This window comes from Pedobacter sp. (assembly GCF_965227205.1).
Classification (GTDB): domain Bacteria; phylum Bacteroidota; class Bacteroidia; order Sphingobacteriales; family Sphingobacteriaceae; genus Pedobacter.
The window spans coordinates 4422265-4437542 of the sequence record NZ_OZ245727.1; the positions used below are offsets into that span (position 1 = coordinate 4422265).

The 15278-nt window shown below is 36.5% G+C and carries 15 protein-coding genes; 5 read left to right on the forward strand and 10 right to left on the reverse strand.

Features of this window, described 5'->3' with window-relative positions; translation table 11 throughout:
* Nucleotides 1-45: 45 nt before the first annotated feature.
* The 9 genes from ACO05K_RS19165 to pdxA all read right to left on the reverse strand — a co-directional run bounded on the left by ACO05K_RS19165 (nt 46) and on the right by pdxA (nt 8604).
* Nucleotides 46-1275, reverse strand: a complete 1230-nt coding sequence (locus ACO05K_RS19165; RefSeq protein ID WP_421946010.1) for an LVIVD repeat-containing protein — start codon at nt 1273-1275, stop codon at nt 46-48.
* Between the two features lie 189 nt (nt 1276-1464).
* Nucleotides 1465-2805: an acetyl-CoA carboxylase biotin carboxylase subunit gene (gene accC / locus ACO05K_RS19170; protein ID WP_421946011.1), complete on the reverse strand. Its 1341-nt coding sequence runs from the start codon at nt 2803-2805 to the stop codon at nt 1465-1467.
* Between the two features lie 42 nt (nt 2806-2847).
* A complete protein-coding gene (gene accB / locus ACO05K_RS19175; protein ID WP_421946012.1) occupies nt 2848-3324 on the reverse strand; it encodes an acetyl-CoA carboxylase biotin carboxyl carrier protein in 477 nt (158 codons plus the stop codon).
* Nucleotides 3325-3462: 138 nt separating this feature from the next.
* Nucleotides 3463-4458 carry a beta-ketoacyl-ACP synthase III gene (locus tag ACO05K_RS19180; RefSeq protein WP_421946013.1) on the reverse strand — a complete coding sequence of 332 codons (996 nt, stop codon included), beginning with the start codon at nt 4456-4458 and terminating at the stop codon, nt 3463-3465.
* Between the two features lie 18 nt (nt 4459-4476).
* On the reverse strand, nt 4477-5415 hold the full coding sequence (gene plsX, locus ACO05K_RS19185; protein ID WP_421946014.1) for a phosphate acyltransferase PlsX: 939 nt from the start codon (nt 5413-5415) through the stop codon (nt 4477-4479).
* A 101-nt stretch (nt 5416-5516) separates the two neighbouring features.
* Nucleotides 5517-5708, reverse strand: coding sequence for a 50S ribosomal protein L32 (gene rpmF / locus ACO05K_RS19190; protein WP_231460361.1), 192 nt, complete (start codon nt 5706-5708; stop codon nt 5517-5519).
* 15 nt (nt 5709-5723) lie between these two features.
* Nucleotides 5724-6254 (reverse strand): YceD family protein, encoded by a 531-nt coding sequence (locus tag ACO05K_RS19195; RefSeq protein ID WP_421946015.1) that lies wholly within the window; start codon nt 6252-6254, stop codon nt 5724-5726.
* Nucleotides 6255-6545: 291 nt separating this feature from the next.
* Complete coding sequence (locus ACO05K_RS19200; protein ID WP_421946016.1) at nt 6546-7388, reverse strand: sulfurtransferase; 843 nt, start codon at nt 7386-7388, stop codon at nt 6546-6548.
* Nucleotides 7389-7524: 136 nt separating this feature from the next.
* Entirely contained in the window at nt 7525-8604 is a 1080-nt protein-coding gene (pdxA, locus tag ACO05K_RS19205; protein ID WP_421946017.1) for a 4-hydroxythreonine-4-phosphate dehydrogenase PdxA, read from the reverse strand.
* Nucleotides 8605-8789: 185 nt separating this feature from the next.
* Here pdxA and rsmA point away from each other — a divergent pair, with 185 nt between their 5' ends.
* The gene (gene rsmA, locus ACO05K_RS19210; protein ID WP_421946018.1) at nt 8790-9575 is read left to right on the forward strand and encodes a 16S rRNA (adenine(1518)-N(6)/adenine(1519)-N(6))-dimethyltransferase RsmA; all 786 of its coding nucleotides are present in this window, start codon (nt 8790-8792) and stop codon (nt 9573-9575) included.
* 203 nt (nt 9576-9778) lie between these two features.
* Nucleotides 9779-10378: a thioredoxin family protein gene (locus ACO05K_RS19215; protein WP_421946019.1), complete on the forward strand. Its 600-nt coding sequence runs from the start codon at nt 9779-9781 to the stop codon at nt 10376-10378.
* A 59-nt stretch (nt 10379-10437) separates the two neighbouring features.
* On the opposite strand, the gene ACO05K_RS19220 is transcribed toward ACO05K_RS19215, so the two are convergent.
* A complete protein-coding gene (locus tag ACO05K_RS19220; RefSeq protein ID WP_010599054.1) occupies nt 10438-10719 on the reverse strand; it encodes an ATP-dependent Clp protease adaptor ClpS in 282 nt (93 codons plus the stop codon).
* Between the two features lie 204 nt (nt 10720-10923).
* Between ACO05K_RS19220 and ACO05K_RS19225 the strand changes: the two genes are divergently transcribed.
* The 3 genes from ACO05K_RS19225 (at nt 10924) to ACO05K_RS19235 (ending at nt 15219) form a co-directional block, all read left to right on the forward strand.
* Entirely contained in the window at nt 10924-11970 is a 1047-nt protein-coding gene (locus ACO05K_RS19225) for a 3-oxoacyl-ACP synthase III family protein (protein ID WP_421946020.1), read from the forward strand.
* 97 nt (nt 11971-12067) lie between these two features.
* Entirely contained in the window at nt 12068-13636 is a 1569-nt protein-coding gene (locus ACO05K_RS19230; protein ID WP_421946021.1) for a DUF1800 domain-containing protein, read from the forward strand.
* Nucleotides 13633-15219, forward strand: coding sequence for a DUF1501 domain-containing protein (locus tag ACO05K_RS19235; RefSeq protein ID WP_421946022.1), 1587 nt, complete (start codon nt 13633-13635; stop codon nt 15217-15219). Before ACO05K_RS19230 ends, ACO05K_RS19235 begins: the two co-directional genes overlap by 4 nt.
* Nucleotides 15220-15278 lie beyond the last annotated feature (59 nt).

Consider the following 15278-nt stretch of genomic DNA (forward strand, 5'->3'; position numbering starts at 1 on the left):
ATTGTGAGAAATAGCTTTAAAAATGAAAGCGCTAATCTCATTAATTTATAACGATGCTGATTTATCAACTCTGATTAAACTTAATTGTCTCATGTTAATGGGATTAAAGTAGGCAAACTGATAAACTCCATCAGCTCCGGTAACGATTAAAGATTTTGGTCCGGCAATAACATCATAGCTTTTAATGTTATTTATGTGCTGTAACATGTTTTTTCCGATTTCTGCTTTATTGGTGATGTTAAAGCTTTTAATTCCATATTCGCCTTCACAAAGAAATAAATTATTACCACTAACACTTAAACCATGTGGGCTTTGCATCGGGAAAACAGCAACTTGTTTCGGTTTTGTCGGGTCTTCTATATCCACAACTTCTAACTGATTGACTGCCTGTCTGCAAAAATTACCTGTACGTAATGTTACGAAAGCATATTTTCCTTGTACAACTACTGGGTCGCAAGCAAATACATGGCTATACGTAGATAATTTTATAGGATTTGCTGCGTCAGCTGCGCTGAAAATGTGCATTCCTGTATTTGTTCCAATGAATAATTTATTATCGTAAGGGAAGATGGTTTCTACGCCCCAACCTAAATTTATTGATTTTATAAATGTTGGGTTTGCTGGCGCTTTAACATCAAACAAACTCAAATCCATTGTTCCAACAGTGTACAGATGATCATTTAATAAAGTGAATCTTGCCATTGAGCCACCTTGTCCTGATGAGCTACTTGTTGCCGAACTTGAATAGGCTGCTATATCATTTGCCCATCCGGTTTTATTAGTACTTTGTCTTACTAAAGTATCTTTATAAGTAACTACATACTTTTGATTGCTGTAGCCTAATGCATAAAACTGTTTAAAAACATCTGGTAATCTTTTTATTTGTTTAATGCTGGTTACTGAGGTGATATCGAAAGCCAATAAATCTACATAACTATCTGCATACAAAACGTTATTACTTATAGCAAGGTCTACATTGCCGGGAATTTGTAAAAAGGCCAAGTTAACCGGGGCATTTGGATTAGCATTGTTGTAAATGTGTATGCCCTTATTTGGCTCGTTAATAAATAAATAATCATTGTAGATATATATTTTTCCGGGCTGCTTAACTGGTGTAGCTTTTGTAAGGCCAACTGGAAGTGCCCTCATAGCATCAACAGTAATCAGTTTGCTAATTTGAATGAGTTTTAATTCATCACCATCATTTTTTTTGCATTGGGTAAATACCGTAATAGCGAGTATCGCAATAAGTCCGTTAAGTAGAAATTTTTTCATGGTTGTTAGGTTTTTTAAAGCAAACGTAAGCGATGCCTGAAACGCTACAAGGTATTGAATGTTATGTAGTTAATTTGATTAAAGTCAAAACTTTCGTCATCTAATGAGAGAAAAGTAGATTTCACAATAAAAGAAAAAGGCTGTTCAAATTATTTTGAACAGCCTTCTTAAAAAGAATATAATTTAATCTTATTCCGAAAATTCGAATGTTTCCATGAATTTTGTAGTGAAATTTCCTGCTCTAAAGTTAGGGTCTTTCATCAATTGTAAATGGAAAGGAATTGTAGTTTTAATCCCTTCAATTACGAATTCGCCTAAAGCTCTTTCCATTGTGCAAATAGCTTCTTCGCGAGTTTGAGCTACACAAATAAGCTTCGCAATCATCGAATCGTAGTTAGGCGGAATTTGATAACCTGCGTAAACATGCGTATCTACACGTACACCATGACCACCAGGAGAATGGAAATTTGTAATTTTTCCTGGTGATGGACGGAAATTATTTGCCGGGTCTTCTGCATTAATACGGCATTCAATTGCATGCAAGCGAGGGAAATAATTTTTACCTGAAATTGGAATTCCAGCTGCAACTTTAATTTGCTCTTTAATTAAATCAAATTCAATTACTTCTTCTGTAACCGGATGCTCAACCTGAATACGGGTATTCATCTCCATAAAGTAGAAGTTACGGTGTTTATCAACCAAAAATTCGATTGTTCCGGCACCTTCATAATTTACAGCCTGTGCACCTTTAATTGCAGCCTCACCCATTCTAACACGAAGTTCATCCGTCATAAATGGAGAAGGAGATTCTTCAACTAATTTTTGGTGACGACGTTGAATTGAACAATCACGCTCTGATAAATGGCAAGCCATACCAAACTGATCTCCAATAACCTGAATTTCAATGTGACGTGGATCTTCAATATATTTTTCTAAATATAAACCATCGTTACCAAAAGCAGCACCGGATTCCTGACGAGCACTATCCCATGCATTTTCAAAATCTTCATCTTTCCAAACTACACGCATACCACGGCCACCACCACCGGCAGTTGCTTTAAGTATAACAGGGTAGCCCATTTCATTTGCAATTGCGATACCTTCCTTAACGCTGGTTAATAAACCATCAGAACCTGGAATAGTAGGAACACCTGCTTTTTTCATGGTTTCCTTAGCCGAAGCTTTGTCGCCCATGTCGTTAATCTGCTCAGGTGTTGCACCAATAAATTTGATGCCATATTCACGGCAAATATTTGAAAACTTAGCGTTCTCAGATAAAAAACCATAACCTGGGTGGATAGCATCGGCGTTTGTTAATTCGGCAGCCGAGATAATATTTGGAATATTTAAATAAGAATCTTTACTTGGAGGAGGTCCAATACAAACAGCCTCATCAGCGAAACGTACGTGTAAACTTTCGCGATCGGCGGTAGAGTAAACAGCAACCGTTTTAATGCCCATTTCTTTACAGGTACGGATAATACGCAAGGCAATTTCTCCCCTGTTGGCAATTAGTATTTTTTTAAACATAATTTTTAAATTAGCTAATTGGCTAATTGATTAATTCGCTAATTAGATAGGTTCTACTAAAAATAACGGTTGATCGTATTCTACAGGAGATGCATTATCAACTAAGATTTTTACGATACGACCAGAAACTTCACTTTCAATTTCGTTGAAAAGCTTCATTGCTTCTATAATACAAACAACTTTACCAGTACCAATTTCATCACCAACATTAACAAACATAGGTTTGTCTGGACTAGATGAACGATAGAAAGTACCAATCATTGGAGATTTAATTGTAATATACTTAGAAGTATCTTCTGCTACCGGAACAGCTGGAGTAGCCGCAACTGGTGCAGTAGGAGCTGTAGCAACCGGAGCTGCAGCCTGTACAAGTGGTGCTTGTGGTACAGTTGCATGCACAACAGTAGGCGCTTGGTTTGTTTTAATTGTAATCTTGAAGTTTTCTTGCTCGATTGCAACTTCATTTACACCAGAACGAGAAACAAATTTAATAAGTTCCTGTATTTGTTTGATATCCATTTTTTAAGCTTTTATTGTAAAAAATAGTGTTATTGAATTAACTAAGTTATACTTTTTTTGTTTTATTCTTTGTCGTTTAGTTTTTTGGTTTTTAGTTTTTCGGGTATGATGTGAAATCCTAACCAACTAAAAAACCAACTAACTATTGTATGCCCATTTAAGGTAAACTGAACCCCAGGTAAAACCACCACCAAAAGCAGCCAATACAATATTGTCGCCTTTTTTAAGTTTGCTTTCCCATTCCCATAAACATAATGGAATTGTTCCGTTAGTTGTATTGCCGTAACGCTCAATGTTAATCATTACTTTTTCAGTAGTAACACCCATGCGGCTAGCGGTAGCATCAATAATACGTTTATTTGCTTGGTGTGGTACTAACCAGGCTACATCATCAGGTGTAAGGCTATTACGCTCCATAATCTCGGCAGCCACATCAGCCATATTTGTTACAGCAAATTTAAATACTGTTGGCCCTTCCTGGTGTGCAAAATGTTCTCTTGCATCAATACTTTCGTGAGTCGCAGGTCTTACAGAACCTCCGGCTTTCATACCTAAGAAATCTCTTCCAGAACCATCAGTTCTTAAAATAGAATCCTGAATACCCAAACCTTCTTCATTAGGCTCAAGTAAAGCACAACCACAACCATCACCAAAAATGATACAAGTTGTACGATCTTCGTAATTAATAATTGATGACATTTTATCGCCACCGACAACTAAAACTTTTTTATGTCTGCCCGATTCGATAAAAGAAGCACCTGTAGAAAGTCCGAAAATAAAGCCAGAACAAGCTGCCTGTAAATCGTAACCCCAAGCGTTTGTAGCGCCAACCTTATCTGCCAAAACGTTTGCAGTAGCAGGGAAAGTAAAATCGGGAGTAGTGGTGCAAAAAATAATTAATTCAATTTCCTTTGCATCAATACCACGTTTTTCAAGTAAACCATTTACGGCATGTACAGCCATATCTGATGTTCCTAAACCTTCGCCTTTTAAAATTCTACGTTCTTTAATTCCTGTTCTGCTGGTAATCCATTCATCCGAAGTATCAACCATGGTTTCTAACTCTGCGTTTGTAAGCACATAGTCAGGAACGTAACCATTAACTGCCGTTATAGCAGCGTGAATTTTACTCATTTTAAAAAATTTAATAAATTATTTAAATGCCGTTCTAATTTTTTCCACTAAACCGGTCGTAATCATTTCTCTTGATTGAAGTACCATGTTTTTAACAGCCAACGGACTTGAAATGCCATGACCAATAACAACAGGTGCATTTACTCCCAAAACAGGGCTTCCGCCATATTGTTCGTAGTTAAAACGATCGAAAAATTCATCTTTCAATCCTTTTTTAACTGTCATTACATAAAATGATTCTGCTAATTTAAGCATTACATTTCCTGTAAAACCATCGCAAACAATTACATCAGCTTTATCATTGAATAAATCTCTTCCTTCAACATTGCCCACGAAATTAAATAAGTTGGTATCTTTCATTAACGGAAAAGTAGCCATGCTTAGCATATTGCCTTTTTCATCTTCTTCGCCAATGTTCATTAAAGCAACTTTTGGGTTATCTATTTGCAATAAATTTTCTGCATATAAACTACCTAAAACACCAAATTGAAGTAAGATATCAGGTTTGCAATCGGCATTAGCACCAACATCTAGTAATAAACCAGTGCCGCCTTTAATTTTTGGAAGTATTGTGCATAAGCATGGGCGGATAATGCCCGGAATGGTTTTTACGCTAAAAACAGCGCCAACCAGCATAGCACCAGAGTTACCTGCACTCGCAAACGAATCGATTTTACCTTCTTTTAAAAGGTTAAAACCAACTGCTATGCTCGAGTTTGGTTTCTGAACAATTGCTTTTGTGGGATGTTCGCCCATACCAATTACTTCATCAGTATGAACGTATTCAAAATGATCTGGATTAAATCCTTCTTCTGCAAGAATTGGTTTAATCTGTTCGGTATCGCCGATAAGAACAAGATGCTCTCCAGCGTTTAGCGATTGATGAGCTGCTATTGCTCCCAAAACTACGGCTTTGGGAGCATAGTCTCCGCCCATTATGTCGAGGCCTATTTTCATAGAAAAAATCTGTTTGTGTTAGTTCAGGTTAAATCCTGAATTTTTCAGTTGACTAAGGTATGACTAAAGCCGCTGAAAACACAAACAATTTTTTAAGAAAATTACCCGATTTGAGTATTTTCGATAACCAATTTACCGTTATAGTATAGGTTACCATCAACGTTATATGCACGGTGAGGTACGTGGATAGCACCTGTAGTTGCGCAAGTTGCTAAAGAAGGAAGCTCAGCTTTATAGTGCGTTCTTCTTTTATTTTTTCTCTGTTTCGAGATTTTCCGTTTTGGATGTGCCATTGGTGTATAATCTAATTATTTTTTTAACTTATTAAGTGCTTCCCAACGTGGGTCGCTATTTTGTTCTTTTTCTTCGTTCTGCTTATCAATAGAAAGGTTTTCTAATCTAGAAATCATTTCCTGGTCGCAATCTTTACCACTTTGCTCACAGTTTTTAATATAAGGTACCGCAACGTTAATCATTTCGTATAACGGTTTCGATATATCAATAGATGTTTCTTTTCTGCTTAATGAAATAATCTCTTCATCATCGCTTTCAAGTTCATCTTCTGCAAACTTTACAATTTGTCTTTCGTACAAATTAATTGGTAAAGCAAATTCCGATAAGCATTTATCGCAATCTAAATTAACAGTACCAATAACTTTAAATTTTAATAGCAACATGGTTTCTTGTTTCTCAAGTTCCATGTTAACTTTTAAAGTTCCGCTATTAATCATCGAATACTCAAAAGCACCAAAAAAGGTGTCATCAAGCTCATATTCAAAATGATGGCTTCCCAATTTTAATCCGGTAAACGGTACAGAAAATTGTTTTAGCGGGTTCAAAGTACTGTAAAATTTTAGCCTGCAAATGTATGGATAAAATAGTTAGATAAAAAATGTTTTTTAAAAATTGTTAACATCCAAATCCTCAATTAAAGAATAATTACCGTTTAATAATTTTTTGAAAATCAATTTCTTCGCTCTGTCGGTTCCGAAAGTCCCGCTTTCGTTTCAATCTTTTGGCGAAACTTACGAAGTATCTTCTGGGCATACTTACAGACTTCGTAAGTTTGGTAAGCCAAAAGTATTTCCACATTAATCGGGTTTAAATAACTTTAGCCTGTGTAAGAAACACTAACCATTAGCCAAAACCATTTTCTTATTGTTTCTGCTCCACTCGCTCCAAGAGCCAACATAAAGTTTCGGAATGGTTAAGCCTGCATAATCCATTGCTAACAAAGTATGGCAAGCTGTAATACCTGAGCCGCAATGAACAATAACGTTTTCTGCAGTAACACTAGAAAGTGCCGAAGTGTATTTTTTATTTAAAACTTCTGGCGCTAAAAAGCGACCTTCTTCATCCAAATTCTCTGTAAAAGGAATGTTAATTGCACCCGGAATGTGTCCTGCAATCGTATCAATAGGTTCTGTTAAACCATTAAATCTATTTGCATCGCGAACATCAATTAGAATATATTCTTCGGATTTAGCAACCTTTTCAACTTCCTCAATATTTGATAAAGGCAGATTCCATGTATTTATTTCATATTCACCTACAGATTTTGGAGTTTCTATTTTATTAGTGGTTGGGAAACCCGATTTAACGGCCGCCTGAAAACCTCCGTCGATTACCTGTGCTTTTTCATGCCCGATTGATTTAAGCATCCACCAAAGTCTGGCAGCTGCGTTGCCGCCGTTTTTATCATCGTAAACAATAACGTGGGTATGTTTCGTAATACCCAATTTTTGCAAAACCTTAGAGAATTGCTCAAAGCTAGGCAGTGGATGGCGACCACCATCTGCAAAATTTCCAATATTGGCTAAATCTTCATTAACATTTGCGAAAATTGCCCCAACTAAATGATTTTCGTTGTATCTGGCTTGTGAACCTGCACTTGCATCGATAATTACAATTTCTTCATCGAAGTTTAACCAGGTTAAATCTTCGGGTTTTATTATTGGAGAGATTTTGCTCATTATGTTTGAATTTGAAACACAATTTTAACAAAAATAAACCTGATAGAAGTGGATCCCGATTTTTCATCGAGAGAAACGAATAGCAGGACTACCGAAACCGATGAAAAACTGAAACAGCTTTTCTAAAAAAATAGCTTTATGAAGCATCATCTTTAATATCGAACTGCGTTTCAACAACTTTACCGCCTGTTCTAAGCTGGTTGCTTAACATTTCTTCTTGCTCTCTGCGGTTTTTTACAATGTGAATCGCCGCAAATAACGCTTCTGTAAATGATGTTGAATCTGCTAAATCTTTGCCTGCAATATCGTAACCCGTTCCATGATCTGGAGAAGTTCGCACAAAGTTTAAACCTGCCGTGTAATTTACACCATTGCTAAAGGCAAGAGTTTTAAACGGAATTAGACCTTGGTCGTGGTACATCGCTAAAACAGCGTCAAATTTTTTATAGCTGCCGTTACCGAAGAAACCATCGGCAGGGTATGGGCCGAAGCACATAATGCCTTTATCGTAAGCTTCCTGAATTGCTGGTGTAATAATTTCGGCTTCTTCTGCACCAAGCAAACCATTATCACTAGCGTGTGGATTTAGACCCAAAACAGCAATTTTTGGTTTTTCAATCCAGAAATCTTTCTTTAAACTTTCGTTTATTAAACGGATTTTGTTGATGATTTTCTCTTTAGTAATCGCTGTTGGTACATCCTTTACTGGAATATGTCCGGTAACAACGCCAACGCGTAAACCTTCGCTCACTAAAAACATTAATACATCTTTACTTCCGCTTTTTTCTTGCAAATATTCGGTATGACCGGGAAATGAAAAGGTTTCTGATTGAATATTATGTTTATTAATCGGAGCGGTTACAAGTGCATCAATATCGCCACTTACTAAATCAGCAGTTGCCCTTTCTAAAGATAATAGTGCATATTTTCCGCCAGTTTCTGTAACCTGCCCAAGTTCTATTTTAACATCTTCTTCCCAGCAATTAATCATATTCGCTTTCTTTACCTGCGCCTGATTTGCATGATTAATTACATTGAAACTAAAATCGCCAAGGTTATTCGCCTTTCTGTGGAAAGATGAAACCTTTGTATGGCCGTAAACAATTGGTGTACAATAATTTAAAATTGCAGGATTAGATAATGTTTTAATAATTACCTCTAAACCTATGCCGTTCACGTCGCCTATACTAATGCCAATTTTAAGTTTATTGCTCATAATTACTGGAAAATTTTAGCGCAAATTACTGATTTTCGTTTAAACAGGCGCTTACCGAATAAAAATTAGTTATTTTGTAGAATATATCTCTCCACAGAAATACAACTTACACAGAAAATAGAAAGTGCCTCTTTCCAAATTAATTCTGTGTTTTCAGTGCTTCCGTGGCAAACGAAATTGTAGCGATGAGTTTAGTAAAAGCAAAAAAACATTTAGGTCAGCATTTTTTAACCGATAAAGGCATTGCAAACCGCATTGTAGAAAGTTTAATCAGTACCGATAAATACAATCAGGTTTTGGAAGTTGGTCCGGGAATGGGAATTTTATCTGATTTTTTGCTTCAACGTGAGGATTTGCAAACGTATTTGATTGATATCGACACAGAATCGTATCACTTTCTGAATGAGAAATATCCACAATTAGGAGATAGATTAATAAACGGAGATTTTTTAAAACTAAATTTCGATGATATTTTTCCTAATCAGTTCGCCATAATCGGGAACTTCCCTTACAATATTTCATCACAGATTTTATTTAAAATTTTAGATAACCGCCATAAGGTTGTAGAAATGGTTGGAATGTTTCAGAAAGAAGTTGCACAACGTTGTGCTTCGCCTGCAGGAACTAAAGATTACGGTATTTTAAGTGTTTTTCTTCAAGCTTATTATAAAATAGAGTACTTGTTTACGGTAAAACCAGGTACTTTTAATCCACCTCCAAAAGTGCATTCGGCTGTTATTCGCTTAACAAGGAATGAAATTGAAACTTTAGATTGCGATGAAAAACTGTTTTGGCGTGTGGTTAAGGCAGGTTTTAATCAACGTAGAAAAACATTGCGTAACGCAGTTTCGGCTGTAATGCCAAAAGATAAAATGGACGACCATATATATTTTGAAAAACGAGCTGAACAGTTAACCGTTGCCGATTTTGTAGCTTTAACACAACATGTAAGTAAATTAATGGAAGCTTAGTTTTTTCCTTTGAAAAGCAGGTTCCTCTACTTTTAGGATTCAGCCTTCCCGCTTTCCATTTCTCCCGATTTTTAATATCGGGATTCATTCCAATCGGGTTTAAATTGAAAGCAACTTCAATAAATCCCTGCTATTTTCTTGCAAAGCAATGATTAATTTATTCCAATTTCTCCTTTCCTTTGCGGCATAAAATTGTAAACATCATGGTTAACTACAGCGAAATTTTCAGCACACAAGGCATGGATTATCAAACTTACAGAGCGTTGGTAGATCAACTTCTGTTAGAGGGAAAAGCTACTGGCGATGTTACTTACGATTTGCACTACACTAAAATGAATGTGCAACGCATGAGCAGAGTTGATAAAACAGTTAGTTTAACTGAAGAATTTACTTCTGTAATAGAAAGCCTAAAAGAAAATTATAAGTTTTTGGTAATTACTGAAGGTTGGTGCGGCGATGCGGCTCAAATTGTTCCGGTATTTAATAAAATTGCAACAGCATCTTTAGGTAAAATAGACCTGAAGTTTGTTTTACGAGATAAAAACTTGCCTTTAATTGATGCGCATTTAACTAACGGCGGTAGAGCAATTCCGGTTTTAATTATTTTAAACGAAAACGCTGATAAAGTTTTAGCAACCTGGGCACCAAGACCGCAAGTTTTGCAAACACTTTTAAAAGAGTGGAAAAACGAAACAACTGAAATGACAATCTTAGCTGAAAAACTTCACGGATGGTATGCTAAAGATAAAACCTTAACTACACAGGCAGAATTGATAGAGGTTTTAAAAGGATTAAATAAATAAACTTATTTCAGAGTCAGTTCGTATAGAGATGCTGAAACTAGTTCAGCATGACGAATTGATTAATCAACAGAAACAGTTAATCCTTCTTGTTGTAAAATTTTTCTGTAAACTTCCATTTCGGTAAAAGAACCTTCTAAAACAGGGCATTTACCATCATTATGTACTTTCCAGGCAATTTTTTCCGCTTGCGATTCGTTATAATCTAAATACTTCATCATGCAATAAATTACATGGTCGAAAGTATTTACATCATCATTCCATAAAATTAAACGATGTACAGTTTTTAAGGAAGTTAAAATTTCTTCGAGCGTAAAGGTCTCTTCTTTTGTTTCTGTAGACATTCGGCAAAAATAACTATTTTTATGGAAGATGTAATACTTTTATGGGAAGATGTAATATGTAAAATGGATGATGGATTGAATTAAAGAATAAGGTGCTTTGTTGAATTTTCCGTCCTAAATTTACCATCTTATCCCTTACATTTACCATCAAATATCATACATCTTTCATCCCTTTTAATACATTTGTTAACCAAATATTAAAATATGCACCAATCTAAAATTGCAGGAATAGGTTACTACGTTCCTAAAAATATATATACAAATAATGATTTAAGCCGTTTCATGGAAACCAGTGATGAATGGATTCAGGAAAGAACGGGTATTAAAGAACGTCGTTTTGCAGATAGGAATGAGGAAACGACTACAACGATGGGCATCGAGGCCGCGAAAATTGCTATAGAAAGAGCTGGTATTACTGCAAAAGATGTTGATTTTATTGTATTTGCTACATTAAGTCCTGATTATTATTTTCCGGGTTGTGGTGTCTTGCTGCAACGCGAAATGGGAATGGGCGAAATCGGTGCTTTAGATATTCGCAACCAGTGTTCGGGATTTGTTTATGCACTTTCTGTAGCCGATCAGTTTGTGAAAACCGGTATGTATAAAAATGTTTTAGTAGTTGGCAGCGAGAAGCATTCTTTTGCTATGGATTTCGAAACCAGAAGCAGAAATGTTTCTGTAATTTTTGGTGATGGGGCAGGAGCCGTGGTTTTGCAACCAACTGATGAAGCCGGAAAAGGAATTTTAAGTACACATTTACATAGCGATGGTGCTGATGCTGAAATTTTAGCAATGTATTATCCAGGGTCACATGCTAATAAATGGATGAAGGATAAACCTGCTTTCCCCGAGCAGGAATTAGGCGGATTGTTTATGACACCAGAAATTTTAGAAAGTGGTGCTGCACTACCATATATGGACGGTCCATCGGTTTTTAAGAAAGCTGTTGTTAAATTTCCGGAGGTAATTAAAGAAGCTTTGGCAGCTAATGATTTAACCGAGAAAGATATTGATATGTTGGTTCCGCACCAGGCAAATTTGCGCATTAGTCAATACGTTCAACAATTGCTTGGCTTAAATGATGATCAGGTTTTTAACAACATTCAAAAATACGGAAATACTACGGCGGCTTCAGTTCCGATAGCACTATGTGAAGCTTGGGAAGCAGGTAAAATTAAAGATGGAGATTTAGTTTGTTTAGCCGCTTTTGGCTCTGGCTTTACCTGGGCAAGTGCGCTTATCCGTTGGTAAATTCAAGTTTGGTAACTAAATTTTGACATTTCGTGTAAAATAACTGGAAATCAAGGATATATTTTTTAATTTTATTCTAATCCCCTTTAGTTATTTTATGGCAATAGACGTTTACTCAGGAAATTTCGGAGCGAAAGAACTAAATCATTTACTAAAGCGTACGTTATTTGGTGCGAAAAGAAGTGATATAAATTCTCTTGTTGGTCAATCTGTTTCTCAGGTTGTTGATTTTCTTTTGAGAGATTTACCGATCCCAAATCCACCTGTAAATAATTACAACGATACCAATTATACAGATGCTAATGTCCCTGCCGGACAAACATGGGTAAATGCACTTTACACCGATGGTACGGCAAATAGTCGCAGGGTTTCCTCGTTTAAATCTTGGTGGGTTACGCAAATGCTTAATCAACCAATATCTATCAGAGAAAAATTAACTTTATTTTGGCATAACCACTTTGCTACAGAAGCAGATACAGTTGATGATGCCAGATACATTTTTAAGCATAACGCTTTACTTCGCAGCCTCTCATTAGGCAATTTCAAAACATTAACAAAGCAAGTAACTATTGATCCTGCAATGGTTCGGTATTTAAATGGATATGCAAGCACAAGAACTGCCCCCGATGAAAATTACGCCAGAGAACTGCAGGAACTTTTCACTTTAGGAAAAGGACCAGATTCTAAATATACAGAAGCAGATGTTAAAGCTGCCGCCCGATTATTAACGGGTTACACTTTGGACAGTACAAATATCATTTCTGTTTTTAATACAACCAGGCACGATGTTACCGATAAACAATTTTCATCATTTTATGGAAATAAACTAATTAAAGGCAGGGCTGGTGTAGATGGTGCAAAGGAAGTAGATGATTTGCTTGATATGATTTTTGCGCAGGTAGAGGTAAGTAAATACATCTGTAGAAGATTGTATCGATTTTTTGTTTATTATGATATTACTGCTGATGTTGAAGCAAATTTTATTACGCCACTTGCAGAAATATTTAGAAATGCCAATTACGAAATAAAGCCCGTGTTAAAGGTTTTATTTACCAGCAATCATTTCTTCTTAGCTCAAAACCGTTCTTGTAATATTAAAGCACCCGTAGATTTTGTAGTTGGCTTGGCAAGGGAATTTGAGATTGTATTTCCTGATGCGAGCGACTATGTAAACGTTTACTACATGAGCGATTATTTACGCAGTACAGCTTCAAATCTTCAGCAAAATTTAGCAGACCCACCCAATGTTTCTGGTTGGCCTGCATATTATCAAATACCTCAATTTTATGAACTTTGGATAAATTCGGATACGCTACCAAAGCGTAATGTTTTTACCGATAGATTTATTAGTTCGGGTTATACGCGTAACGGAAAGAAAATAGTGATTGACCCAATTGCTTACACCGCAAAATTCAGCAAACCCGAAGATCCAAATGTTTTGGTTGATGAAGCTTTAGGCCATCTTTATACAATTGATGTAAGTGCCGAAGTAAAAAAGTTTTTGAAGAGCATATTACTGAGCAATCAGGTTACTGATGCTTATTGGACAACCGCCTGGCTCGATTATAAAGCTGCCCCAACAACAGCGAAAACGGCAATTGTACAAACCCGTTTACAGGAGTTTTATAAATACATTATGAACCTTGAAGAGTATCAACTATCATGAAAAGGCGGGAATTTTTAACAAAGGCAATGCCTGCAGGTGTGGTGCTTCCATCTTTAATAGGAGGATTTTCATTAAAGGCATTTGGTGCATCGAGTTTGTTATCGGCAATTACAGCCGCCAATCAGGAAACCGATCACGTTTTGGTTATCATCCAGTTAAATGGTGGTAACGATGGTTTGAATATGATTCTGCCTTTAGATCAATACGATAATCTTACGCTGGCTCGCCCGAATATTATCCTTCCGAAAAATAAAATTATTAAGCTTTCGGGCTACAATACCGGAATTCATCCATCCATGTCTGGTTTGGCTGGTTTGTATGATGATGGAAAAGTTCAGGTCATTCAATCGGTTGGTTATCCGCAGCCAAATTTCAGTCATTTCAGGGCAACAGATATTTGGCTTTCTGCATCAGATTCTGACCAAACAATAGAAAGTGGTTGGGCAGGAAGGTACTTAAGCGAAGAATATTCAAATTTCCCAATTGGTTATCCAAATACGGTGATGCCCGATCCGCTTGCTATTCAAATTGGCTCTTTTATTTCTCCTGCTTTTCAGGGACCATCGGTTAATATGGGTATGGCCATTTCCGATCCTGTTAATTTCTACAATTTAATAAACGGGATTCAATCTCCCGCACCAAATACAAACGCAGGTAAAGAGTTAACATACATTCGCCAGGTTTCTCAGCAAACGCAACAATATGCATCTGTAATAAAAACTGCTGCGGGCAAAGTAACAAAACAAGGTGCCTATCCAACCAATAATTCACTTGCCGATCAGCTTAAGGTTGTAGCAAGATTAGTTGCCGGAGGATTAAAAACCCGCTTGTACATGGTAAATATTGGTTCTTTTGATACACATGCCGCACAAGTAAATACTGGCTCTACCGAAACCGGAACCCATGCAGTTTTGCTACAAAGAGTTAGCGATGCAATTAAGGCTTTTATGGATGATTTAAAAGGTTTGGGCGCATCAAAAAGAGTTGCCGGAATGACTTTCTCAGAATTTGGGCGGAGAATAAAATCAAATGCAAGTAATGGAACCGACCATGGTGCAGCAGCCCCGTTAATTGTTTTTGGCGATGCTATTCAAGGTGGTGTTTTGGGTAAAAATCCAACCATTTCGGCAACTACATCGGTTAATGATAACATTCCGATGCAGTATGATTTCCGTTCGGTGTACGCTACATTATTAGAAAAATGGTTTTGTGTAGATAAATCTACCTTATCAAGCGTAATGTTAAAAGATTTCCAGCCGCTGCCACTTATTCAACCCGGTACAAATTGTATGTCTACCAGTTTGGCGCAAACCAATCATTTAAGTGGTGAGAGTTTAATCAGTAATTACCCAAATCCTTTTACTACAACTACAACCATAAAATACACTTCAAAGGGCGGTCATGTTTTAATACAAGTGTTTAACACGATGGGCAAATTAATGGCTACCGTTGTAGATGCCGTTAAAGATGAAGGCACTTATAATATCAATTTCGAAAACCAGCATTACGCTCCAGGTGTTTACTACGCCCGACTTCAAAACGGAGAATTACAGCAGGTAAGAAATATGCTAATCGTTTCTTAAGCTAAAAATTAGGTACTTTTGCATTATCATCCGTTCTTGGATGGTTTTTCAGAAATATC